Genomic DNA, 22,141 nt, shown 5'->3' with positions numbered 1-22,141 from the left:
CGGCAAATTAACCTTTAACCTTCATTGGTCCTATGGTTAATACAGGGAAATGTCCGTTCCGGCTGGGGTTTGCGCCGAGAGGACGGGGGCGAAAGGGAATTCCGATGCGAGTGCTGCTGATCGAGGATGAACCGACCACCGCGCGGGCTATCGAGCTCATGCTGACGGCCGAAGGCTTCAACGTCTATTCGACGGATCTGGGCGAAGAAGGCCTCGATCTCGGCAAGCTCTACGATTACGACATCATCCTGCTCGACCTCAACCTGCCCGACATGCACGGCTATGACGTGCTCAAGAAGCTGCGCGTCGCCAAGGTGCAGACGCCGGTGCTGATCCTTTCGGGCATCTCGGAAATGGATTCGAAGGTCCGCTCGTTCGGCTTCGGCGCCGACGACTATGTGACCAAGCCCTTCCACCGCGAAGAACTGATCGCGCGCATTCACGCCGTGGTTCGCCGCTCGAAGGGCCATTCGCAGTCGGTCATCCGCACCGGCAAGCTGGTCGTCAACCTCGACGCCAAGACCGTCGAGGTCGACAGCGCCCGCGTGCATCTGACCGGCAAGGAATATGCCATGCTGGAGCTGCTCTCGCTGCGCAAGGGCACCACGCTGACCAAGGAAATGTTCCTCAACCACCTTTACGGCGGCATGGACGAACCCGAACTCAAGATCATCGACGTCTTCATCTGCAAGCTGCGCAAGAAGCTGGCCCATGCCTGCGGCGGCGCCAACTACATCGAGACGGTCTGGGGCCGCGGCTATGTGCTGCGCGACCCGGACGAGCTTCAGGACGTCGCCTGAACCGACCCGCCTCTAAACATAGGGGCGCGTGCGTAACTGATGCGGGAACAAAGCGGCCTGCCCTTCCGGGGGCGGGCCGTTTCGCTTTCGAGGCTTGCGGCCTTCAGGTTCCCTCTTCGCGCGGCGAAGGGGGCTGAGAACAGGCCCGGTTCCGTCTCCGTCGCCGGGAAATCGGCGCGAGTGGGGCCGTAGCGGCGGGTCCCACGTTGACCTTGCCGGGCAACGGTGCCAGTGCCCCGCGCCATGACGGCTCACAAACCCGGCGATCCGACCACGCTCAACCGCCTCTACGGCCGCGCCAAGGGCAAGCCCCTGCGCGCTGGCCAGCAGGCGCTGGTCGACAACCTGCTCCCGCGAATCGCGGTTCCCCTCGAAGGTCCGGTCACCTCCGACCTGCTGTTCGGCGACGATCGCCCGATGCATTTCGAGATCGGCTTCGGCGGCGGCGAACATATGGCGGGCCGGGCGGACATGCTGCCCAACCACGGCTTCATCGGCGCCGAACCCTTCATCAACGGTGTCGCCCAGGCGCTCACCCATGTTGCCGGAGACAACGGCGCCAGCACGCCGCTCGGCAATGTGCGCATTCATCACGGCGATGCGCTGGAAGTGCTTTCGCGCATTCCCGACGGTTCGCTCTCGTTCCTCTACCTGCTGCACCCGGACCCCTGGCCCAAGGCGCGCCATGCCAAGCGGCGCATGATGAACGATGGCCCGGTGGACATGTTCGCGGCCAAGCTGAAGCCCGGCGGCGAGTTCCGTTTCGGCACGGACCACGCGGTCTACGTGCGCCACGCGCTGATGGTGATGCAGCGCCATACCGACCAGTTCGAGTGGCTTTGCGAGAAACCGCAGGACTTCCAGGTCCGTCCGGGCGGCTGGCCGGAGACGCGCTACGAGAACAAGGCGCGCACCGTCTACGGGCACGAGGTCTGGTATTTCCGCTATCGGCGCAAGTAAGCGTCAGGCCCAAAAGAAACGCCGCCCCGGATCAGGTCCGGGACGGCGGCATCTCTGGGAAAAAAGGGGCGTCCGGACATGATCCGGGCGCCCCTTTTTCGATGTTATCCGGCGATACCGGCCGCCGCGAGCACGGCCAGCGTCAGCACGTCGCGCCAGCGCGGTCATCGGCACGATCTGCACCGGCTTTTCCGCGCCCAGCAGCATCGGGCCGATCGACGTCGTGCCGCCGATTTCCTTGAGCAGCTTGGCCGAGATATTGGCGGACTGCAGGCCCGGCATGATCAGCACGTTCGCCGGAGCCGACAGGCGGCTGAACGGATAAAGCGCCATGATCTTGGGGTTGAGCGCGGCGTCAGGCGCCATTTCGCCTTCGTATTCGAAGTCCGGCTTTTCCTCGTCGAGGATGCGGATGGCTTCGCGGGTCTGCTCCAGCCACTTGCCGGAGGGATTGCCGAAGGTCGAGTAGCTGAGGAAGGCGACGCGCGGTTCGTGGCCCAGGCGGCGGGCGACGGCGGCAGTTTCCTTGGCGATCACCGCGAGCTGTTCGGCGTTCGGGCGTTCGTTGATGGTGGTATCGGCCATGAACACGGTGTGGTTCTTGCCCACCAGCATGTGGATGCCGAACGCCAGCTTGCCCGTTGCCGGGTCCAGCACGCGGCGCACTTCCTTCATGGTCTGCGCGAAGGGGCGGGTCATGCCGGTGATGAGCGCATCGCCCACGCCCAGCTTGAGCAGGCCGGAGGCGAAGATGTTGCGGTCGGTATTGACCATGCGCTGCACGTCGCGCTGGAGGAAGCCGCGGCGCTTCAGGCGCTCGTAGAGCATCTCCACCATCGGGCCGACGTGCTCGGACACCATCGAATTCTCGATGTGGTAGCTTTCGGGGTTGGGCACGCCCAGTTCGGCCATCTTGTCGAGGATGACCTGGGTGCGGCCGACCAGCACGGGCTCGCCGTAGCCGAAGTCGCGGTACTGGATCGCTGCACGCAGGACCACTTCGTTGTCCGCTTCGGCGAAGATCACGCGCTTGGGATTGGCGCGGACCTGCTCGTAGACGCGGGTGAGCACCGAGGTCGTCGGGTTGAGCCGCGCCTTGAGCTGGTCGCGGTAGGCTTCGAAGTCCTCGATCGGGCGACCGGCGACGCCGGATTCCATCGCCGCGCGGGCGACCGCCATCGGTACGACTTCCATCAGGCGCGGGTCGAACGGCGCGGGGATGATATAGTCGCGCCCGAACTGCTGGGTTTCACCGCCGTAAGCGGCGGCCACGTCTTCGTGGACCTGTTCGCGGGCCAGTTCGGCGATGGCGTTGGCGGCGGCGATCTTCATCTCTTCGTTGATCGCGGTGGCATGGACGTCCAGCGCGCCGCGGAAGATGAAGGGGAAGCCGAGCACGTTGTTCACCTGGTTCGGATAGTCCGAAGGCCGGTGGCCACGATCGCATCGGGGGCGCACGGCCTTGGCATCGGGCGGGGTGATCTCGGGATCGGGGTTGGCCATCGCGAAGATGATCGGCTGTTCGGCCATCTTCTTCACGTATTCGGGCTTGAGCGCACCGGCGGCGGAAAGGCCGAGGAACACGTCGGCGCCGACCAGCGCCTCTTCCAGGGTGCGGTGCGGCGTGTCGATCGCGTGCGCGCTCTTCCACTGATCCATGCCGGTCTCGCGGCCGCGATAGATCACGCCGGTACGGTCGCAGACGGTCACGTTCTCGTGGCGCACGCCGATCGACTTGATAAGCGCGGTGCAGGCCAGCGCCGAGGCGCCGGCGCCGTTGACCACGACCTTCACGTCCTTGAGGTCACGCCCGGTGATGAGGCAGGCGTTGATCAGGCCGGCGGCGGCGATGATCGCGGTGCCGTGCTGGTCGTCGTGCATGACCGGGATGTTCATCCGTTCGCGCAGGGCCTGCTCGATGATGAAGCATTCGGGTGCCTTGATATCCTCGAGGTTGATGCCGCCGAAGCTCGGCTCCATCATGGCGATGGCCTCGATCAGGGCGTCGGTATCCTCGCTGGCCAGCTCGATGTCGATGGAATCGACGTCGGCGAAGCGCTTGAACAGCACGGCCTTGCCTTCCATCACCGGCTTCGACGCCAGCGCGCCGAGGTTGCCCATGCCCAGGATCGCGGTGCCGTTCGAGATCACCGCAACGAGGTTGCCCTTGGCGGTATAGTCGTAGGCGGTGGCGGGATCGTCGGCGATCGCCTGGACCGGAACGGCCACGCCGGGGGAATAGGCAAGGCTGAGGTCGCGTTGCGTGGCCATGGGCTTCGACGCAATGATCTCGATCTTACCGGGGCGGATCGTGTTGTGATAGAACAGCGCTTCGCGCTCGGTGAACTGGATCTTGGCTTTGTCGGACAAGCGATTTCTCCCGATTTGGAAGCGGCCCTAACGAATGTTCTCGCCACGCGATAGGGGAAAGGCACGCCAGACACGCTTCACAACAGGGGAACCACAGGGCTAACGCTCTGGGCCATGAGCGGTATTCCGGAGAAGACGGGCACGACCCCGATGATGGCCCAGTACCTTGCCTTGCGCGAGGTGGCGGGGGATTGCCTGTTGTTCTACCGAATGGGCGATTTCTTCGAGCTGTTCTTCGAGGATGCGAAAACCGCAAGCCAGGTTCTCGACATTGCACTTACCACGCGGGGCGAGCACGGCGGCCAGCCGATCCCGATGTGCGGCGTGCCGGTCCATGCCGCGGAGGGCTACCTTGCCCGCCTGATCAAGGCAGGTTGCCGCGTGGCGATAGCCGAGCAGACCGAAACCCCGGCCGAGGCGAAGAAGCGCGGCGGCTCCAAGGCTCTGGTCACGCGCGATATCGTGCGCTTCGTCACCGCGGGCACGCTGACCGAGGAATCGCTGCTCGAACCGCGCCGGGCCAACGTGCTGGCGGCGGCCTGCGAACTGCGCGGCGTGGTGGGGGTGGCGGCCTGCGACATTTCCACCGGGCGCATGGAACTGGAAGAGTGCCCGCCCGACCGGCTGGGCGCGGCGCTGGCGCGGCTGGGGGCACGCGAACTGGTCGTGCCCGAAGGCTGGGAACTGGCGCCCGACGGCGCGATCCCGCGTTCGGGCCACGAGTTCTCCTCCGATGGCGGGGACGAGCGGCTGAAGCTGGTCCACGGCGTCGCCACGCTTGACGGCTTTGGCACGTTCACCCGCGCCATGCTGGCGGCGGCGGGCGGGCTGATCGCCTATCTCGACCATGTCGGCCGGGGCAAGCTGCCGCTGCTGCTGCCGCCCGAGGCGCGCAGCGGGGACGCGGCGCTGGCGATGGACGAGGCGACGCGCGCCAGTCTCGAAATCCTCGAATCCTCGCAAGGCGGCCGCAAGGGCAGCCTTGTCGAGGCGATCGACCGCTGCGTGACGGGCGCCGGTGCGCGCCAGCTCGCCGAGGACCTCTCCGCCCCGCTGACCGATCGCCATGCGATTGCCGAGCGGCTGGAACTGGTCGAATGGCTGCACGACGACGCCCTGCTGCGCGAAGACATGCGCGCGGCGCTGCGGGCGCTGCCGGACGTTGGCCGCGCGCTGGGCCGCGTGGTGGCGGGCCGTGGCAGTCCGCGCGATCTGGGCCAGCTTCGCGACGGTCTTTCCGGTGCGCGCCGGATCGGCGAGCGGCTGGCGCCCATGGTAGGGTTGCCGGTGCTGCTGGACCGGCTGATGCCGGACCTCGGCGGGCACGCGGCGCTGGTCGATCACTTCGGGCGGGCGCTGGTGGAAACCCCGCCGACCGAGCGCGGACAGGGCGGCTATATCGCCAGCGGCTACGATGCCGCCCTTGACGAACTGCGCGTCACTTCGGGCAATGCCCGCCGCGCCATCGCCGCGCTGGAGGCGAAGTACCGCGAGCAGACCGGCGTGGCCGCGCTCAAGATCAAGCACAACAACGTGCTCGGCTACTTCATCGAAGTGCCGCAGCGCCATGCCGACAAGCTGCTGGAGCCGGACAGCGGCTTCTCGCACCGCCAGACCATGGCGGGTGCCATGCGCTTCAATGCGCTGGCCCTGCATGAGGAAGCCAGCCGCATCACCGAGGCGGGCGCCCATGCGCTCGCCGCCGAGGAAGCGCATTTCGAGGGACTGGTGGCGCAGGCCGTGGCCGCGCGCCATGCCATCGCCCGCACCGCCGCCGCGCTCGCCCGTATCGACGTGGCGGCGGGACAGGCCGAGCGCGCCGCCGAAGGTGGATGGACGCGGCCCGTGGTCGTGGACGGCATCTCGCTGGACATCGAAGGCGGCCGCCATCCGGTGGTCGAGGCCGCGCTGAAAGTGCAGGGCGAGCGCTTCGTCGCCAACGACTGCCGGCTCGCCAGCCATGACCGGCTCTGGCTGATCGGCGGCCCCAACATGGGCGGTAAGTCCACCTTCCTGCGCCAGAACGCGCTGATCGTGCTGCTGGCGCAGGCGGGCGGTTTCGTACCGGCCAAATCGGCGCGGATCGGCATGGTGGACCGCCTGTTCAGCCGCGTTGGTGCGTCCGACAATCTTGCGCGCGGGCGCTCGACCTTCATGGTCGAGATGGTGGAGACCGCCGCCATCCTCGCGCAGGCGACCGACCGCAGCTTCGTCATCCTCGATGAAGTGGGGCGCGGCACTTCGACTTACGACGGGCTTGCGCTGGCCTGGGCCGTGGCGGAAGCCGTTCACGAAACCAACCGTTGCCGCTGCCTCTTCGCGACGCACTATCACGAGATGGCGCGGCTCGGCGAAACCTGCGAGGCGCTTTCGCTGCATCACGTCCGCGCGCGGGAGTGGAAGGGCGATCTGGTGCTGCTGCACGAACTGGCCGAAGGTCCGGCGGATCGCAGCTACGGCCTTGCCGTGGCGCGCCTTGCCGGGGTGCCGCCCAAGGTCATCAGCAGGGCCAAGTCGGTGCTGGAAAAGCTGGAGAAGGGCCGCGCGGAAACCGGCGGCCTCGCGGCGGGGCTTGGCGACCTGCCCCTGTTCGCCGCGGCGCAGGACGCGCACGAGGAACAGTGCGACGCCCTGCGCGACAAGCTGCGCGACATGGATATCGATGCCCTGAGCCCGCGCGATGCGCTGGAAATCCTCTACGATCTCAAGCGAGAGGCAGGCACGGAGTCTTAACCAGCCTGCGCTAGCCTGCGCGCATGTTCGGGCCCAAGATCAGGAATGTGTTCAAGAGCCGCTGGCAGGCGCTGTTCTGGTCGGCCAGTGTCCTGCTGACCGCCTATTGCTCGGTGCCGTCGCCCGACGATCAGGGGCAGGGCGACACTGCGGCCAAAGCCGCCGCGAAGCCCTCGCACAAGAACCCCTGGGCCAGGGACGCTGGGCCCGGCTAGTCAGCTATCGTCGTCCGCGAAATCCTCGTCGGCGGCGTTTTCCTTGCCGTAGCGGTCTTCGAGATCATCCATCGTCTCTTCGCCGCGATAGGCGGACATGTCGATCACGCCGCTCGAATCCATCTGCTTCATGTGATCGACGAGATCCTCGATGTCGTCCTCGTCGGCGATGCCGCCCTTCACTTTCTCGCTGTCTTCCAGCCCGAAGCTTTCAGAGCCGCGACCTTGCGCCTCCTCGGCGAAGGTCTGGGCCTGGGTGTCTTCGTCTTCCTGCTCGGGGTTGACCGTTTCGGGGGCGCGGTCGTCGGGGCGTTCGCTCATCTCGGGTCTCCTTTGCCGAAGTAACGGTCAGGCGGAGTGGCCGGTTCCTCAGGCGGCGTGGACAATTTCGGCCGCGCCGCCTGAGCAAGGTGGAATGAGACGCCAGTATGGGGACAGCGCTGCCGCCCCCTTCGCTCCGGGATCGCCGGTTCAGCGCGTGGGAACGGGAACCTCGCCCGAATAATCGTAGAAGCCGCGGCCCGTCTTGCGGCCGTACCAGCCGGCCTCGACATACTTCTGCAGCAGCGGGGCAGGGCGGTACTTGGGATCGCCGGTGGTCGCCAGGAACACCTTCATGATCTCGTAAAGGGTATCGAGGCCCACGAAATCCGCCAGCGTCAGTGGGCCCATCGGGTGATTGGCGCCAAGCCGCATGCCCGCGTCGATATCCTCGACCGAGGCCAGCCCTTCGCCCAGCACGAAGATCGCCTCGTTGAGCAGCGGGCAGAGGATGCGGTTGACCACGAAGCCCGGCGCGTCGCCCGCCAGCACCACGGTCTTGCCGAGCGCTTCGCCGAAGGCCTTCATGCGCGCGGTGGTTTCCGGCGAGGTGGCAAGGCCGGGGATCACTTCCACCAGGCCCATGACCGGCACCGGGTTGAAGAAGTGCAACCCGCAGAACCGCGCGGCGTCGGGCGAGGCGGCGGCCATGCGGGTGATCGGGATCGAACTGGTGTTGGAGGCGAGGATGGCATCGGCGCCCAGAACTTCGCCCACGGCGGCGAAGATCTTCAGCTTAATATCCTCCCGCTCGGTCGCGGCCTCGATGATGAGGTCGCAGTCGCCCATGGCGGAATAATCGCCCGCCGTGGCGATGCGGGGCAGCAGCGCGTCGACGTCGGCCTGGGCGATCTTTTCCTTGGCCACCAGCCGGGCGAGGCCCCTGGCGATGCCGGCCTTGCCCTTCTCGGCGTTTTCGATCGAGATATCGGACAGGATCACGTCCATGCCCTTTCCGGCCACGGTCTGGGCGATGCCCGAGCCCATGATGCCCGCGCCGATGATTCCGACTTTACGCACTGCCAAACTCCTCTGCTGATCCGGTGACGGAAAAGGTGTCTAGCGGTTCTGGCCCGGCACCCATAGGACGTCGTCGGCCCCATTGGCATTCACCGCCCGGGCGAGGACGAAGAGATAGTCGCTGAGCCGGTTGAGATAGCCGAGCGCGGCCGGATTGGCAGGTACTTCGGCGGCCATGGCGACGGCGGCACGCTCCGCCTTGCGGGCGGAGGCGCGGGCGATGTGGACGCGGGCGGCGGCTTCGCTGCCGCCGGGCAGGATGAAGCTCCTGAGCGGCTGGAGATGGGCGTTGATCGCGTCGATCTCTCCTTCGAGCCAGGTGACTTGCGAGGGCACGACTCGCAGGGTCATCTCGCCGGGCGCGAAATCGTCCCCGGGGGTCGCGAGGTCGGCGCCAAGGTCGAACAGGTCGTTCTGGATACGCGTGAGGATCGCGGCATGCGGGGTTTCGCCCAGCGCGCAGACGGCCAGGCCGATGGCGCAGTTCGCCTCGTCCACCGCGCCGATCGCCTCCATGCGGGCGGCGTGCTTGGGCAGCCGCGAACCGTCGACGAGGCCCGTGGTGCCGTCGTCACCCGTGCGGGTGTAGATCTTGTTGAGCTTTACCAAGTGAGAGTCCTTCGAGAATCCGCCGGGGGCGAATTTTTGGCGGCGCTGCCGCCATGCTCATCGAAAAGGTCAGCGGGCCATTGCCAGCAGGATGGCGCAGACCAGCACCGCCGCCGCCTGGTACTTGATGCGGTTGAACATCATCTTGTTCTGGAGAAGCTGGTTCGCGGAGGGCCCGGTTGCGGCGGGATCGCGGTTTAGGTCTTCCTTGGCGCCCTGCATGAAGGCGACGATGCCGCGCACGAGGGTGACGACGACCATGATCATCAGCAGGATGATGATGGGGATGAGAATGGTGCTCATGCCGGATGGTCTACGCCCGCCGAAAGCGAAATGCCAGCAGGGAACTGGCGCCGGCGAAGCGCCTCGGCGATGGCCTTGCCATCCCCTCCCGCGCGGCGCCGGTCGCCGAGCGAGGGCGATCCGCGCCGCTTGGCCAGCTTGCGACCATCGGATTCCACCAGCAGGGGGTGATGATGCCAGACCGGCACGGGCAGGCCGAGCAGGGCCTGCAGCAGCCGGTGCACGTGGCTTGCCGGGAACAGGTCCATCCCGCGCGTGACGAGCGTGATGCCGTCCGCCGCATCGTCCAGCGTGGCGGCGAGGTGGTAGCTGGCGGGAAGATCCTTCCTCAGCAGCACCACGTCCCCGAATATCTCCGGCGTGGCGGGCAGGGTGCCGGCCTGTTCGTCGGTCCATTCGAGCGGGCCGGCGATCTCCAGCGCGCGGGCCACGTCCAGCCGCCAGGCCGCGCCTTCCGCCTTGGCCTGCCGGTGGCGGCAGGTTCCGGGATAGACCGGACCGTCAGGCCCCATCCGCGTGGCGGCAGCGGCGATTTCGGCGCGGGTGCAGCGGCAGGGATAGAGCAGGCCCATGGCCTTCAGCCGCTCCCCGGCCTGCGTGTATCGCGCCAGCCGGTGCGACTGGAAGCGCGCCTCCCCATCCCAGGCGAGACCGAGCCATTCGAGGTCGCGAAAGAATTCCTCGACGAACTGCGGGCGGCTGCGTTCGCCGTCGATATCCTCGATCCGCAGCAGGAATTCGCCGCCGCGCGTGCGGGCAAGGTCGTGCGCCGTCACTGCCGCAAAGGCATGGCCGAGGTGCAGCGGGCCGTTGGGGCTGGGGGCGAAGCGGGTGCGGATCATCTCGCCCGCGTCCTAGCCGCGCCGCCGTTTGTCGCAAAGAGGGCATGGAGGAAGCCGTCCGGGGAAGCCTTCGGAGGCCCGAACCCGGTACGCCGCGCCCGCTCTTGCGGAAAAGCCCGCGCCGGCGGCCGTCATCTCGCGCCCGGCGTGGGGGTAAGGGCGTGGATAAAATCGGTATATCCTGTCTTCAGGGTGTGGAGCGCCTGTGGGGTGCTTGTGGAATTCTTGTGGTGAACCTGTGGATTGTTGTATGGGGCCACCCCGGTCCCGGCTTGACGGCGACTCGCGTAGATGCTGCAAAGAAAAACATGCGTTGCCATGAAACCGCAATCAGGGCCTGCGACAGGAGGCCATGCTCAAGTCGGAGCTGATCGAGCGCGCGGCCCGGTTCCGCAGCGCGGAGGATGACCCCTCCCGAAGTCTTTCCGACTGTCCTGCCCTGGTGCTCAATGCGGACTACACGCCGCTTTCCTACTACCCCCTCAGTCTCTGGCCCTGGCAGACCGCGATCAAGGCGATCGTCCTGGAAAGGGTGGACATCATCTCCAGCTACGACCGGGTGGTCCACAGCCCCAGCTGGTCGATGCAGATCCCCTCGGTCATCGCGCTTCGCCAATATGTGAAGCCGTCCGAATTTCCCGCTTTCACCCGCTTCAACCTGTTCCTGCGCGATCGCTTCAGCTGCCAGTATTGCGGCTCTCCCCAGCACCTTACGTTCGATCACGTGGTCCCGCGCCGCCTCGGCGGGCGGACGAGCTGGGAAAACATCCTCACCGCCTGCGCGCCGTGCAATCTCAGGAAGGGTGGCCGCACGCCGAAGCAGGCGAACATGCCGCCGCTGGTGGCGCCGATCCGGCCGACGAGCTGGCAACTCCTCGAACGCGGCCGGGCCTTCCCGCCTAACTATCTCCACGAAACCTGGCGCGACTGGCTCTACTGGGACATCGAGCTGGAGGCCTGAGCGCCTCTGTCGTTCAGTGCAGCGTTTCCGGGGCCGCTTCGCGCTCCTGCGCCGGGGCATTGCGGTCGGCCGCCGTGGTTATGGCCACGTCCATCGTCACATTGCCGAGGGTTCGCATCAGGTCGGGCAGGACTTCCACCGCCACCAGCACGCCCAGCGGCCAGAGCGGCACGCCCATGGCGGCCGCGATCGGCCCGATGGTCGAGACGAAGCTGATCGTGCCCGGCAGCGAGACGGTGCCGAACGTCGTGACGAAAGCGACAAGCGCGCCTGCCGCCAGCGCCCCGGTGGTCAGCTCCATGCCCGCCAGCTTCGCGGCATAGACCGCCACGGCCATGTTCATCGCCGGTCCGGTCGCGCGGAACAGGGTTACGGCAAGGGGCAGGACGAACTCCGCCGTCGTGCCGGAAACCCCCAGCTTGCGGCTGGCGGCGAGCATGGCCGGCAGGGTTGCCATGGAGGACTGGGTGGAGATCGCCACGACTTGCGCGGGCAGCACGGCAGCGGCGAAAGCAGGCAGGCGGCGCCGTCCGCCGAAGACCGCGATCAGGTAGCCTGCCGGTAGCACCACGGCGCCCACCGCCACCACCAGCACGATGTAATGCGCCAGCGCCCCCAGCGCCGCGCCGCCGCTTCTCACGCCGAGCCCGAAGCCCAGCGCGAAGACGCCGATCGGCGCCAGCGCGAGCACCCAGCCGATCACCACCATCATCGCGCCCGCCACGCCTTCGAACAGCACCGCCAGCGCGCGGCGCGGCTCCTCGGCCAGTCTGGTGGAGGCGATGGCGAAGAGCGTGACGAAGACGATCACCGGCAGCATGGCGTCGGCCGCGGCGGCGGAGACCACGTTCTCCGGCATAAGGGAGGACAGGAAATCGGCGATGCCGGGCACTTTGGCGGGTTCCTCGCCGTGGGCGAACCGCACGCCGGAGGGAATCGGGAACAGGTCCAGCAGCAGCGGCATGGCCACCGCGCCCAGCACGGCGCTGAAGGCAAGGAAGCCCACGATCATGCCCAGCGCCCGCCGCGCCAGGGCGCCTGCCTGCGCGGCGGCGATGGTTTCCACGATGCCGCTGAACAGCAGCCCCGCGACCAGCGGCAGGATCGTCATCTGCAGGCCCTGCAGCCAGAGCGTGCCGATCGGCCCGGCGATCCCGAGCACCGGCGCGCGCGCGGATCGCCTGCCAGAACCAGCCCCAGCACCAGTCCGGCGACGAGGCCGGCCAGCGTCAGCATTCCGGGCACCCGAATCTCGGGAATGCGGGAGGTGCCCGTTCGAGGTGGCGTGGGGTTCGGGGAAGTCATCGGGCTCCTGGGAAAATGCGGCCTGAAGTCTTGCTTTCTCATAAGCGGCGGCGCGCCCGATGGCAATTTGCCCTCGCTGCGGTTACAGAGCGCGCTTGAGGGAGCGGCGAAGGCCGGGGTGCGCACGTCATTCGGCGTTAACGAAAGAGTCTCCAAGGGGCAGGTCATGAGCAGACAGTTCTTCGGCACCGACGGTATCCGCGGTCGCACCAACCACGGCGCGATGACCGCCGCCATTGCCATGAAGGTCGGCCAGGCGGCCGGCACCCGGTTCCTGCGCGGCACGCACCGGCACCGCGTGGTGATCGGCAAGGACACGCGCCTTTCCGGCTACATGCTGGAAAACGCGATGGTCGCGGGCTTTACCAGCGTGGGCATGGACGTGGTCCTGCTGGGGCCGATGCCGACCCCGGCGGTCGCCCTGCTCACCCGTGAACTGCGCGCCGATGTGGGCGTGATGATCTCGGCCAGCCATAACCCTTACGAGGACAACGGCATCAAGCTGTTCGGCCCGGACGGCTTCAAGCTTTCCGACGAGGACGAACTGGCGATCGAGGCCATGCTCGGTCAGGAAATCCCGCTCGCCGCATCGGAAGACATCGGCCGGGCCCGCCGTATCGACGATGCGCGCGGCCGCTACATCCACGCGGTCAAGCGCTCGCTGCCGGAGGCCGTGCGGTTGGACGGGCTGAAGATCGCGGTCGATTGCGCAAACGGCGCGGCCTATCAGGTCGCCCCGTCGGCGTTCTGGGAACTGGGCGCCGAAGTGGTCGCCGTGGGCGTGACGCCCAATGGCCGCAACATCAACGCCAAGTGCGGTTCCACCCATGTCGAACTGCTTCAGGAAACCGTGGTCTCTTCGGGCGCCGATATCGGCATCGCGCTCGATGGCGACGCCGACCGCCTGATCGTGGTGGACGAGAAGGGCAAGACCGTGGACGGCGACCAGATCATGGCGCTGATCGGCACCCAGCTGGCCGCGCGCGGCGCCCTGCGCGGCGGCGGCGTGGTGGCAACCGTCATGTCGAACCTCGGCCTCGAACGCTATCTGCAAGGGCAGGGGCTGACCCTCGAACGCACCAAGGTGGGCGACCGCCACGTCCTCGAACGCATGCGCGCGGGTGGTTTCAACCTGGGCGGCGAACAGTCGGGCCACATGATCCTGCTCGATCACGCCACCACGGGCGATGGCACCGTGGCCGCGCTCCAGGTGTTGGCCGCGCTAGTCCAGTCGGGCAAGCGGGCGAGCGAACTGCTCCACCTGTTCGACCCGGTGCCGCAGCTTCTGCGCAATGTGCGCTTCTCGGGCGCAGCCGCTGGAAGCCGCCAGCGTGAAGAGCGCGATCGCCGATGCCGAAGCCTCGCTCAACGGCAGCGGGCGCTTGTCATCCGCGCCTCGGGCACCGAGCCGCTGATTCGCGTGATGGCGGAAGGCGACGATGCCGGGCAAGTGGAGGCCGCCGTGGCCGCTATCTGCGCCGCGGTGGAAAAGGCCGCCGCCTGACCCTTCGACAAGCTCGGGATGAGCGGGAGATCTTGAATGCTTGAAATGCGCCCTGACTGCGAACGCTGCGGCACCGACCTTCCGGCCGATGCCCCCGGCGCGTTCATCTGCAGCTTCGAATGCACTTACTGCGCGGAATGCGCGGACGATCTCGACGAGCTTTGCCCCAATTGCGGCGGCGAACTGCTCGACCGGCCGACGCGGGCGAAGCGGCACTTCGATTCCGCGCCGCCTTCGAAGGAGCGCAGGTTCAAGGGGTAGAAAAGGAAAGGCAGGGGAGCATCCCCCGCGACTGCGCCCTTTCTCTTCTCTCGACACCGCTCCCGCCAGGCGGCAAGGGAGCGCCATGATCACACCGCCCCGCATTCTCTCCATCGCCGGTTCCGACAGTTCCGGCGGTGCCGGTATCCAGGCCGATATCAAGACCATCGTGATGCTCGGCGGCTATGCCATGACCGCGATCACCGCGATCACCGCGCAGAATACCTGCGGGGTGACGGACGTGGTGGCGCTCTCGCCCGAGATGGTGGCGGCGCAGATCGACGCCTGCCTTGGCGACATCGGCGTGGATGCAGTGAAGGTCGGCATGCTCGGCAGCCCCGAGATCGCCCATGTCGTGGCGGAGCGGCTGGAAGCGCTGAACGTGCCGGTGGTATTCGATCCGGTGATGATCTCGACGAGCGGCTCCGTTCTTGCCGATGCGGCCACGATCGAGGCGTTCGAGCGGCTCATGGCGCTGGCCACGCTGACCACGCCGAACGTGCCCGAACTGGCGGCGCTGGGCGGTGACAGGGCGATGGCTGCGCGGGGCGTGTCCTATATCGCCAAGGGCGGCGATGCCGAAGGTCCGATCGTGGAGGACAGGCTGCTGCGGCCCGGCGAACTGCCGCTTTCGTGGACGGCATCGCGCATCGAGACGCGCCATACGCACGGCACCGGCTGCACCTTTTCCAGCGCCATCGCGACCTTCATGGGGCAGGGGGCAGGGCTGGAAGCGGCGATCGTCAGCGCCCGCGACTATGTGCGCGCCGCCCTGCTCAATGCCCCCGGTTTCGGTGCAGGGCACGGCCCGCTCGGGCATCACGTCAGGGGGTAGCGGGCAGACCCGGGGGGCTGCCCGCCGGATGCTTCAGCAGCAGTCCAGATCGTAGAACTTCTGGACCACGTTCCAGCCTTCGTCGGCGGTTTCGCACCAGTGGAACAGCTTGAGGTCGGCGGCATTGATCACGCCTTCCTCGGCCAGCGCCTCGAAGTTGACGACGCGTTCCCAGAACTCCCGGCCGTAGAGCAGGATCGGCAGCGGCTTCATCTTGCCGGTCTGGATCAGGGTCAGCAGTTCGAAGAACTCGTCGAACGTGCCGAAGCCGCCGGGGAACACCGCCACCGCGCGGGCGCGCAGCAGGAAGTGCATCTTGCGCAGCGCGAAGTAGTGGAACTGGAAGGACAGGCGCGGCGTCACGTAGGGATTGGGCGCCTGCTCGTGCGGGAGCACGATGTTGAGGCCCAGCGTCTCCGCGCCCACTTCGCGCGCGCCGCGGTTGGCCGCTTCCATGATCGAGGGGCCGCCGCCCGAGCAGACCACGAACTGGCGCATGCCCTTTTCCACCACCGAGCACTGGCTGGCGAGGCGGGCAAGCTTGCGGGCTTCCTCGTAGTACTTCGCCTTGGCGACGAGGCGTTCGGCGACCTTCTTTTCCTGATCGGTCTTGGCGCGGGCAAGCACTTCGTCGCACTGGTCGGGCGAGGGGATGCGGGCGGAGCCGTACATCACCATGGTCGAGCCGATATTGGCTTCTTCCAGCAGCATCTCGGTCTTGAGCAGTTCGAGCTGGAAGCGAACCGGGCGCAGTTCGTCGCGCAGCAGGAACTCGGTGTCCTGGAAGGCGAGGCGGTAGGCCGGGTTCTGGGTCTGGATGGTGCCTTCCTGCGCATCGGCGAAGGTGGCTTCCTGCTCCGCCTTGTAGAAGCGGCGGTTGGTGACTTTCTTGTCTTCTTTTTCGGTCATCTGCATTCCATGGCCGCTGGGAGGCGCGGCGTCGAGATATAAGGATTTAAGTAAGATACGGTTGCACGCAAGCCTTGCGCTCGCCTAGCCTGGATTCATGTCGAACCAGAAACTTACGCGGCGCTCCGCTCTGGCGGGCCTTGGCGCGGCGGCGGCCGTTGCCGCATTTCCCGCGCTTCCGGCGATTTCCGCGCCCCTGCGCAAGCTGGTGAAACCGCCGCGCCTGCGCGAGGGCGACGTGCTGGGCCTCGTCGCTCCGGCGCGGTTCGTGGGGGACCGGTTCGGGCTCGATTCGATCATGAGCACCGTGCGCGCCATGGGGCTGGAGCCGAAGGCGGCGCCGCATGTGCTTGAGCGGGAAGGCTACCTTGCGGGGTCCGACGCGGCGCGGGCGGGCGATCTCATGGCCATGTTCGCCGATCCCAAGGTGCGGGGAATCATGTCGGTCGCGGGCGGCTGGGGGTGTGCCCGGCTCCTGCCGCTGCTCGATTTTGACCGGATCGCCGCCAGTCCCAAGCTGTTCGCGGGCTTCAGCGACAATACCGCCCTGCATCTCGCTTTCGCCGCGCGAACCGGCGTGGCTTCGATCCACGGCCCCAATGCTGCCGCCTCCTGGCCGCCTGCGGCCTGGGAATCGTTCCATGCGCTGGCTTTCGAAGGGGCCACGCCGACCTGGCAGGTGCCGCAGGGCGCGGGCGCGAACCTCGCGGGGCGGGGCAAGGATCTGCGCACGTTCCACGGCGGCAAGGCACGGGGGCGGCTGCTGGGCGGCAACCTCACCGTGCTTTCGGCGCTGGTGGGCACGCCCTACCTGCCCGACTTCACCGGCGCGGTGCTGTTCATCGAGGACACCAACGAATCCGAGTACCGGATCGACCGCATGCTCACCCAGCTCTCCCTGGCGGGGATGTTCGACAAAGTGGCGGGCGTGGTCGTCGGCCAGTGCACCGGCTGCCAGAACCCGGATGGCGGCTATTCCAATTTCACGATCTACGAAGTGCTCGACCGCCAGTTCTCCGGGCTTCGGGTGCCTGCCTTCCAGGGGCTCCAGATCGGCCACATCGCCGCGCAGGTCAGCGTGCCGGTAGGCCTGCCGGTGGAAATCGACGCCGATGCCGGCACCATGCGCCTGCTGGAGCCGGCCGTTACCTGAAACGGTGCAGGCCATCATCGCGCGGGTGCGCCTGCACTTGAGGCACGGGGAAGTGGCTGTTATCGCAGGGCCATGTCCAACTGTGACCTGTGTGTCGTTCGGAACCGGGCGATCTGTTCATCCCTCGATGCGAAGGAGCTCGAAGCGCTCAACGCCATCGGGCGCACCCGCACGATCCAGCCCGGCGAATCGCTGATCTGGGAAGGCGAGGATTCGGTTCTCGTCGCGAACGTGATCGACGGCGTGCTCAAGCTGTCCACCAACACCGAGGACGGGCGGGAGCAGATCGTCGGCGTGGTCTATCCGTCCGACTTCATCGGCCGGCCCTTCGGCGGCACCAGCGGCCACGGGGCCACGGCGCTGACCGAGGCGAAGGTCTGCGTGTTCTCCCGCCGCGATTTCGATGCCTTTGCGCGCGAACATCCGGCGCTGGAGCACAAGCTGCTGGAGCGTACGCTGGCCGAGCTTGACCGCACGCGCCGCTGGATGCTGCTGCTGGGTCGCAAGTCCGCCTCCGAAAAGCTGGCGAGCTTCCTGATCGAGATGGCGGAGCGGCTCGAGGTGCCGGGTTGCACGTGGAACTTCGAAGAACCGGGCCAGCGCCGCGTGACGCTGCCGTTCTCCCGCCAGCAGATCGCCGACGTGCTCGGCCTGACCATCGAGACGGTGAGCCGCCAGTTCACCCGGCTCAAGAACGACCGCGTGATCGACCTGCCTTCCCGCCGGGAGGTGACGATCCTCGATTACGAGGCGCTGGTGGCCGAGGCCGGCTGAGCATACCGGAAGGCGCCGTACCGGCCCCTTCGCCAGCCCGGACAGGACAAAAAAAGGGCGGCCCCGAGAGGCCGCCCTTCCTTTTTCTGCTCGGAAGAACCCGAGAAGAAGATTACTTGAGCTCGACGGTGCCGCCGGCTTCTTCGATCTTCTTCTTGATGTCTTCGGCTTCAGCCTTGTTGACGCCTTCCTTGACGGCCTTGGGAGCGCCTTCAACGAGAGCCTTGGCTTCAGCGAGGCCCAGACCGGTGATGGCGCGGACTTCCTTGATGACCTGGATCTTCTTGCCACCGTCGCCGGTGAGGATGACGTCGAATTCGGTCTGCTCTTCAGCGGCAGCGGCTTCGCCGGCCGGGGCAGCAGCCACGGCAACGGCAGCAGCGGCGGAAACGCCCCATGCTTTTTCGAGAGCCTTGGCGAGGTCAGCGGCCTCGAGGACGGTCAGCTGCGACAGTTCTTCAACAAGCTTGGCGATATCGGCCATGATAATAACTCCTGATCTGTGGTCCCGGGGTGCAGGATGCGATCCACCGGGATAAATCGAAACGAATAGAATTGCTTAGGCTTGGCCCTTCGCGATCTTACGAAAAATCGCTCGGGGCTTGAGCTCAAGCAGCCTTGTCGGCGTAGGCAGCGAAGACGCGCGCCAGCTTGGCCGCCGGAGCGGTCTGAAGCTGGGCGATCTTGGTCGCCGGAGCTGAACGAGGCCGATGAGCTTGGCGCGCAGTTCGTCGAGCGAGGGCATCGAGGCGAGAGCCTTGACACCATCGGCGTTCAGAACCTGCGAACCCATCGCGCCGCCGACGATCTCGATCTTGTCGGTCGTCTTGGCGAATTCGACGACGGCCTTGGCAGCCGCGACGGGGTCGACCGAAGTCGCGATAGCCGTCGGGCCGTTGAGGAAGTCGCCGATACCGACATAGTCGGTGTCCGCGATGGCAAGCTTGGCAAGACTGTTCTTCGCAACCTTGTAAGTCGCGCCCGCATCACGAATCTTGCCGCGCAGGGCGGTGGACTGAGCCACCGACATGCCGAGGTTGCGGGTGATGACCACCACGCCGACCTCGTTGAAGACCGCGTTGAGAGTGGCGACCGAATCGGCTTTCTGCGAACGATCCATGCCTTACTCCTTCACATGTGACCGCTTGGGACTTGCATCCCGCACGGCCGGCTACGTTTGTCCGAAGCGCTGATGCACTTCGGGCGGGTCCGTTTGCGATGGGGAAGGAGTTCTTCGTGCCGAAGCCCGAATATGGCACCACGCTTCGAAAAGGAGCGAGGGCCGGAAAATTTCCTGTTCCCCGTCTAGGCTGGAAATTAAGCTCTCGCAGATCGAGGGCACCAACTGTCTCGGACGGATGAACGATGGGCCGGGGCCCAACGGTTCGAGCGCGCCTCTGAAGGAAAGCGCGCCCGGAGTCAAGTAATCTCGGTTTGCAGGGTCAGTCCGGCTGGGTCAGTCCGGCTGGGCTTCCGGTTCCGGCGTTTCCGGCGCGCCATATCCCAGCAGGTCGCCAGGCTGGCAGTCCAGTTCCCGGCAGATCGCCTCCAGCGTGGAGAAGCGGATCGCCTTGGCCTTGCCGGTCTTGAGGATCGAGAGGTTGGCCAGGGTGATGCCGATGCGTTCCGCCAGTTCGGTCAGCGTCATGCGGCGGGCGTAGAGCAGGTCGTCGAGCTTGACCACGATATTGCCTCCTTCGTTGCCGTCTTCGGCCATCATACGGTCCCTTCCAGTTCGGCGCGCATTTCCGAGCCCTTGCGGAACACGCGAGCCAGAATGAACAGGATCAGCATCAGCAGCAGGCCGTTGCCCGAGATTCCGCCCATGCCCTCGAGATCGGTATGGCCTTCGCCGATCCGGTTGACCCACGCGCCGAGCCCGGAAAGCGGCAGGCCGATGAGCTGCACCACGAGGCTGAGCCATGCCATCTGCGTGAGCCGCTGGGCATTGTCCGGCACGAAGGGGTCGCCCTCGCCCACGGTGCCGACGATGCGCTTGAGCAACTGGAAGATCCGGAACAGGACGCCGCACAGGATCGCGGCAAAGACCAGGATACCGCTGACCGCCCAGAAGAACTGCGGCGTGACGAGCGGCATCTCCCGCGCAAGTTCGACCGAGATGTCGTTCTGGAAGAACAGCAGCAGCGGGATGGCCACGAGGCAGGCGGCGACGGCGATGGCCATCGTGGCCATCAGGAACCACAGCAGGCCCTTGGCGATGGCGAGCAGCGGATCGCGGGTGATCGAGTTCATGGTGGAAGGCATTGTCCGGGTCCCCCTGGTTGTTCGTTCTGTGGTTCGCGAAATTACATCAGCGCCGGGGTGATCGGCGCCGCGAGCACGATCACGTCGTTTCCGGCGGTGGCGGCGGCTTCGGCGGGCGTGGAAACGGTGGGAAGCCAGAAGGCGGCCATGAGGACCGCGGCCAAGACAACGGCGAGAGGGCGTGAAGCCGATGAGGTGTTCGAGAGGGTCATGTTCGTTCTCCGATATGCTTGATATCGATATTCAATAAGCGCGATTCGCCTTATCGTCAATCGGTAATATCGAAAAACAATATGTGACTGATTGTATTTCGAGAAATCCGTCTTCCGCGACCGCTTGCGGGGCAAGGCTGGGCGGCGCTGCTGGCGGAGACACGGAAAAGCGGGGCGACTCCCGAGGGAATCGCCCCGCATTGGGACCGGTCCGCCGCGCAGGGGTTACGGCGGAGTCGGCGTCAGGCGTCGACCGGTTCTTGTTGTTCGGCCCTGGAGGGTGGGGAGGGCTTGGTCGTGGGCCTGTAGGTGCGCCAGTCGAAAGGCTTGCCCTGGGTCTGCAGGTGCTCGCGGTGTTGCAGGATCAGCCGCGCGCGGCGCATCCGGGCCTTGTGCGAGGTGAACGGGTTTGCGGCGTCGGGCGGCGCGGCCACCATGGTTTCGAGCAGGGCCTGACGGTCCTCGCCAAGCGGAACCGGGCCTTGCGCGGCGGGGATGGCGGTGGCGGCGGGCGGCGCAATCTCCGCGCCTCGCGGATGCACTGCCGTGGCGGGATAGGCCTCGATCTCGTCGGCGTAGTCCGGGCTGGTGTAGTCGGGGCTGGCGTAGTCCGGCTCGATCCGGTCCTGCCTGCGGCGCAGGGTCATGAGCGCGATCCCGGCGCCGGCCACGCCGAGCGCGGCGAGCAGACCGACGATGCCTTCCACCGGCAGGCGATCCGAGGCGGGGCTGTCATTCGCGGCTTGCGGCGCGGCTGCGGGCGGAGGAGTGGCCGGGACATCGCCTCTCGTGGCCGGAGCCGGCGCCGCGTCCCCTTGTGCCAGGGCGCCGTCCCGCGCGGTTCCGGCATCGGATGCGGTGGGAACGCGGGTGGGTTCGGGCGGCGAACGGGTGACTGCGGTGGCGGCGCTCGTCGTGCGGGCCTGTCTGGTTGTCGGCTCGCGAGCCGGGGCCGCCTGTTCAGCCGGGGCGGCGACAGGAACAGCGGCGACAGGGACTGGCGTGGCCGCCTCTACGGCCGGCGGAGCGGGGGTGTCTGCCGCCGGTTCCGAGCCCAGATCCGGCAGGACAAGCGTCGTCACGGCCGAAGGTACGGCGGACGGCGGGGGCGCTGGCTCCGCCGGCACGGCAATTGTCGGAGCGGCTGCGTCGCAGTGGCGGTGATACCGCTTCCTGCGCGAAGGCAGGGGCGGAAGTGAACGCGAGGACGGCGGCAATCGCCGTAAGCGCGACATGCGAGCGGGGGGCGTGAGCTTTTTCCATGCATGTCCAATGCGGGAAATGCGACGAAGTTACCCGACAACTTGTGAATTCGCGGCGAAACGAAGCAAATAGGACGACGAATTGCTGGGTTGTGTGCGCTGATACTCATGCATGATTTTTTCCTAATAAATAACATTTCAAAAGGAAAACGCGTTGTTCATTTGGCGTTCACGATTTTGGCACCTGTCGCCGCTGCCTTGATTGGTTGCGGCAATGGCCTTGTCGGCCCGTCATCTGTTTTCGGGGCGAGGCGGGGTTTGACACCATGGTCCCGCACTCCTATATGACGCCCTAGCTCGATCGCTTCGAGCAAGGCATGTCCATGCGCGGGGACATGCCCGGGAAGGAAGCGGAACGAGTTCATCTGACGCAGAAGGCTGCTGGCCGCATCGGTAAAACCTCAGGGTTTCCGCGCGTGCCGTGCGGCCTTTTGGTGTTTCGGATAAGCGGACAAGACGTCCTCGCGAAGACGAAATTACTCGGGCCGGTCCTTTCGAATCGGCCCTCAGAAGCGAAGAGGCAAAGA

At 66.5% G+C, this 22,141-nt stretch carries 23 protein-coding genes and 1 pseudogene; 10 read left to right on the top strand and 14 right to left on the bottom strand.

Features of this window, described 5'->3' with window-relative positions:
- Positions 1-104: 104 nt before the first annotated feature.
- Together ctrA and ADT71_RS24335 are read left to right on the top strand one after the other, a co-directional pair.
- Complete coding sequence (gene ctrA, locus ADT71_RS24340) at positions 105-800, top strand: response regulator transcription factor CtrA (protein WP_054441077.1); 696 nt, start codon at positions 105-107, stop codon at positions 798-800.
- A gap of 243 nt (positions 801-1,043) precedes the next feature.
- Positions 1,044-1,760: a tRNA (guanosine(46)-N(7))-methyltransferase TrmB gene (locus ADT71_RS24335; RefSeq protein WP_054441075.1), complete on the top strand. Its 717-nt coding sequence runs from the start codon at positions 1,044-1,046 to the stop codon at positions 1,758-1,760.
- A gap of 3 nt (positions 1,761-1,763) precedes the next feature.
- Here ADT71_RS24335 and ADT71_RS24330 read toward each other — a convergent pair whose 3' ends face one another.
- Entirely contained in the window at positions 1,764-4,130 is a 2,367-nt protein-coding gene (locus ADT71_RS24330) for an NADP-dependent malic enzyme (protein WP_369818333.1), read from the bottom strand.
- Between the two features lie 150 nt (positions 4,131-4,280).
- Here ADT71_RS24330 and mutS point away from each other — a divergent pair, with 150 nt between their 5' ends.
- Together mutS and ADT71_RS24320 are read left to right on the top strand one after the other, a co-directional pair.
- Positions 4,281-6,863, top strand: coding sequence for a DNA mismatch repair protein MutS (gene mutS, locus ADT71_RS24325; RefSeq protein ID WP_054441073.1), 2,583 nt, complete (start codon positions 4,281-4,283; stop codon positions 6,861-6,863).
- A gap of 47 nt (positions 6,864-6,910) precedes the next feature.
- On the top strand, positions 6,911-7,078 hold the full coding sequence (locus ADT71_RS24320) for a hypothetical protein (RefSeq protein ID WP_231636162.1): 168 nt from the start codon (positions 6,911-6,913) through the stop codon (positions 7,076-7,078).
- Here the strand turns inward: ADT71_RS24320 and ADT71_RS24315 are convergent, their stop codons facing one another.
- The 5 genes from ADT71_RS24315 to gluQRS form a co-directional block, all read right to left on the bottom strand.
- Complete coding sequence (locus ADT71_RS24315) at positions 7,079-7,399, bottom strand: hypothetical protein (protein ID WP_054441071.1); 321 nt, start codon at positions 7,397-7,399, stop codon at positions 7,079-7,081.
- Between the two features lie 150 nt (positions 7,400-7,549).
- Positions 7,550-8,419 (bottom strand): 3-hydroxyacyl-CoA dehydrogenase family protein, encoded by an 870-nt coding sequence (locus tag ADT71_RS24310; protein ID WP_082370528.1) that lies wholly within the window; start codon positions 8,417-8,419, stop codon positions 7,550-7,552.
- 39 nt (positions 8,420-8,458) lie between these two features.
- Entirely contained in the window at positions 8,459-9,028 is a 570-nt protein-coding gene (locus tag ADT71_RS24305) for a cob(I)yrinic acid a,c-diamide adenosyltransferase (protein WP_054441069.1), read from the bottom strand.
- Between the two features lie 69 nt (positions 9,029-9,097).
- Positions 9,098-9,331, bottom strand: a complete 234-nt coding sequence (locus ADT71_RS24300; RefSeq protein ID WP_054441067.1) for an HIG1 domain-containing protein — start codon at positions 9,329-9,331, stop codon at positions 9,098-9,100.
- Entirely contained in the window at positions 9,328-10,173 is an 846-nt protein-coding gene (gene gluQRS / locus ADT71_RS24295) for a tRNA glutamyl-Q(34) synthetase GluQRS (protein ID WP_054441065.1), read from the bottom strand. Before gluQRS ends, ADT71_RS24300 begins: the two co-directional genes overlap by 4 nt.
- A 352-nt stretch (positions 10,174-10,525) precedes the next feature.
- Here gluQRS and ADT71_RS24290 point away from each other — a divergent pair, with 352 nt between their 5' ends.
- A complete protein-coding gene (locus ADT71_RS24290) occupies positions 10,526-11,134 on the top strand; it encodes an HNH endonuclease (protein WP_054441063.1) in 609 nt (202 codons plus the stop codon).
- A 13-nt stretch (positions 11,135-11,147) separates the two neighbouring features.
- On the opposite strand, the gene ADT71_RS24285 is transcribed toward ADT71_RS24290, so the two are convergent.
- A complete protein-coding gene (locus tag ADT71_RS24285; protein ID WP_369818332.1) occupies positions 11,148-12,296 on the bottom strand; it encodes a dicarboxylate/amino acid:cation symporter in 1,149 nt (382 codons plus the stop codon).
- Between the two features lie 309 nt (positions 12,297-12,605).
- Between ADT71_RS24285 and glmM the strand changes: the two genes are divergently transcribed.
- The 3 genes from glmM (at position 12,606) to thiD (ending at position 15,039) form a co-directional block, all read left to right on the top strand.
- Positions 12,606-13,943, top strand: a complete 1,338-nt coding sequence (gene glmM / locus ADT71_RS24280) for a phosphoglucosamine mutase (RefSeq protein WP_231636161.1) — start codon at positions 12,606-12,608, stop codon at positions 13,941-13,943.
- Between the two features lie 36 nt (positions 13,944-13,979).
- Positions 13,980-14,204 carry a DUF1272 domain-containing protein gene (locus tag ADT71_RS24275; protein WP_054441061.1) on the top strand — a complete coding sequence of 75 codons (225 nt, stop codon included), beginning with the start codon at positions 13,980-13,982 and terminating at the stop codon, positions 14,202-14,204.
- 85 nt (positions 14,205-14,289) lie between these two features.
- Positions 14,290-15,039 (top strand): bifunctional hydroxymethylpyrimidine kinase/phosphomethylpyrimidine kinase, encoded by a 750-nt coding sequence (gene thiD / locus ADT71_RS24270; protein WP_054441059.1) that lies wholly within the window; start codon positions 14,290-14,292, stop codon positions 15,037-15,039.
- A 33-nt stretch (positions 15,040-15,072) separates the two neighbouring features.
- On the opposite strand, the gene ADT71_RS24265 is transcribed toward thiD, so the two are convergent.
- On the bottom strand, positions 15,073-15,948 hold the full coding sequence (locus tag ADT71_RS24265; RefSeq protein WP_054441159.1) for a TIGR00730 family Rossman fold protein: 876 nt from the start codon (positions 15,946-15,948) through the stop codon (positions 15,073-15,075).
- 97 nt (positions 15,949-16,045) lie between these two features.
- Between ADT71_RS24265 and ADT71_RS24260 the strand changes: the two genes are divergently transcribed.
- A complete protein-coding gene (locus ADT71_RS24260; RefSeq protein ID WP_054441057.1) occupies positions 16,046-17,101 on the top strand; it encodes an LD-carboxypeptidase in 1,056 nt (351 codons plus the stop codon).
- A 72-nt stretch (positions 17,102-17,173) separates the two neighbouring features.
- Positions 17,174-17,875, top strand: coding sequence for a Crp/Fnr family transcriptional regulator (locus tag ADT71_RS24255; protein ID WP_054441056.1), 702 nt, complete (start codon positions 17,174-17,176; stop codon positions 17,873-17,875).
- A 112-nt stretch (positions 17,876-17,987) separates the two neighbouring features.
- Here ADT71_RS24255 and rplL read toward each other — a convergent pair whose 3' ends face one another.
- The 6 genes and pseudogenes from rplL to ADT71_RS24230 all read right to left on the bottom strand — a co-directional run bounded on the left by rplL (position 17,988) and on the right by ADT71_RS24230 (position 21,434).
- Positions 17,988-18,359: a 50S ribosomal protein L7/L12 gene (gene rplL / locus ADT71_RS24250; RefSeq protein ID WP_054441054.1), complete on the bottom strand. Its 372-nt coding sequence runs from the start codon at positions 18,357-18,359 to the stop codon at positions 17,988-17,990.
- Positions 18,360-18,483: 124 nt separating this feature from the next.
- Positions 18,484-18,995: pseudogene (gene rplJ / locus ADT71_RS24245) on the bottom strand (50S ribosomal protein L10).
- A 336-nt stretch (positions 18,996-19,331) separates the two neighbouring features.
- A complete protein-coding gene (locus tag ADT71_RS24240; RefSeq protein ID WP_054441052.1) occupies positions 19,332-19,592 on the bottom strand; it encodes a helix-turn-helix transcriptional regulator in 261 nt (86 codons plus the stop codon).
- Positions 19,592-20,140, bottom strand: coding sequence for a DUF2975 domain-containing protein (locus tag ADT71_RS24235; protein WP_231636160.1), 549 nt, complete (start codon positions 20,138-20,140; stop codon positions 19,592-19,594). The genes ADT71_RS24240 and ADT71_RS24235 overlap by 1 nt, the downstream gene beginning before the upstream one ends.
- A gap of 41 nt (positions 20,141-20,181) precedes the next feature.
- Positions 20,182-20,352: a hypothetical protein gene (locus ADT71_RS31680; protein WP_156336802.1), complete on the bottom strand. Its 171-nt coding sequence runs from the start codon at positions 20,350-20,352 to the stop codon at positions 20,182-20,184.
- 242 nt (positions 20,353-20,594) lie between these two features.
- Positions 20,595-21,434, bottom strand: coding sequence for a hypothetical protein (locus tag ADT71_RS24230; protein WP_054441048.1), 840 nt, complete (start codon positions 21,432-21,434; stop codon positions 20,595-20,597).
- Between the last annotated feature and the right edge of the window lie 707 nt (positions 21,435-22,141).

This window comes from Novosphingobium sp. ST904, from assembly GCF_001298105.1.
In the GTDB taxonomy this organism is placed as follows: domain Bacteria; phylum Pseudomonadota; class Alphaproteobacteria; order Sphingomonadales; family Sphingomonadaceae; genus Novosphingobium.
The sequence above is the reverse complement of the archived record's forward strand: the minus strand, read 5'-3'. Positions and strand labels throughout refer to the sequence as shown.

Excerpts from the sequence above, each read along its gene's own strand:
- ctrA (WP_054441077.1), top strand. The coding sequence starts at position 105 with ATGCGAGTGCTGCTGATCGAGGATGAACCGACCACCGCGCGGGCTATC.
- ADT71_RS24335 (WP_054441075.1), top strand. The coding sequence starts at position 1,044 with ATGACGGCTCACAAACCCGGCGATCCGACCACGCTCAACCGCCTCTAC.
- mutS (WP_054441073.1), top strand. The coding sequence starts at position 4,281 with ATGATGGCCCAGTACCTTGCCTTGCGCGAGGTGGCGGGGGATTGCCTG.
- ADT71_RS24315 (WP_054441071.1), bottom strand. The coding sequence starts at position 7,399 with ATGAGCGAACGCCCCGACGACCGCGCCCCCGAAACGGTCAACCCCGAG.
- ADT71_RS24300 (WP_054441067.1), bottom strand. The coding sequence starts at position 9,331 with ATGAGCACCATTCTCATCCCCATCATCATCCTGCTGATGATCATGGTC.
- gluQRS (WP_054441065.1), bottom strand. The coding sequence starts at position 10,173 with ATGATCCGCACCCGCTTCGCCCCCAGCCCCAACGGCCCGCTGCACCTC.
- ADT71_RS24290 (WP_054441063.1), top strand. The coding sequence starts at position 10,526 with ATGCTCAAGTCGGAGCTGATCGAGCGCGCGGCCCGGTTCCGCAGCGCG.
- glmM (WP_231636161.1), top strand. The coding sequence starts at position 12,606 with ATGAGCAGACAGTTCTTCGGCACCGACGGTATCCGCGGTCGCACCAAC.
- ADT71_RS24275 (WP_054441061.1), top strand. The coding sequence starts at position 13,980 with ATGCTTGAAATGCGCCCTGACTGCGAACGCTGCGGCACCGACCTTCCG.
- thiD (WP_054441059.1), top strand. The coding sequence starts at position 14,290 with ATGATCACACCGCCCCGCATTCTCTCCATCGCCGGTTCCGACAGTTCC.
- ADT71_RS24265 (WP_054441159.1), bottom strand. The coding sequence starts at position 15,948 with ATGACCGAAAAAGAAGACAAGAAAGTCACCAACCGCCGCTTCTACAAG.
- ADT71_RS24260 (WP_054441057.1), top strand. The coding sequence starts at position 16,046 with ATGTCGAACCAGAAACTTACGCGGCGCTCCGCTCTGGCGGGCCTTGGC.
- ADT71_RS24255 (WP_054441056.1), top strand. The coding sequence starts at position 17,174 with ATGTCCAACTGTGACCTGTGTGTCGTTCGGAACCGGGCGATCTGTTCA.
- rplL (WP_054441054.1), bottom strand. The coding sequence starts at position 18,359 with ATGGCCGATATCGCCAAGCTTGTTGAAGAACTGTCGCAGCTGACCGTC.
- ADT71_RS24240 (WP_054441052.1), bottom strand. The coding sequence starts at position 19,592 with ATGGCCGAAGACGGCAACGAAGGAGGCAATATCGTGGTCAAGCTCGAC.
- ADT71_RS24235 (WP_231636160.1), bottom strand. The coding sequence starts at position 20,140 with ATGCCTTCCACCATGAACTCGATCACCCGCGATCCGCTGCTCGCCATC.
- ADT71_RS31680 (WP_156336802.1), bottom strand. The coding sequence starts at position 20,352 with ATGACCCTCTCGAACACCTCATCGGCTTCACGCCCTCTCGCCGTTGTC.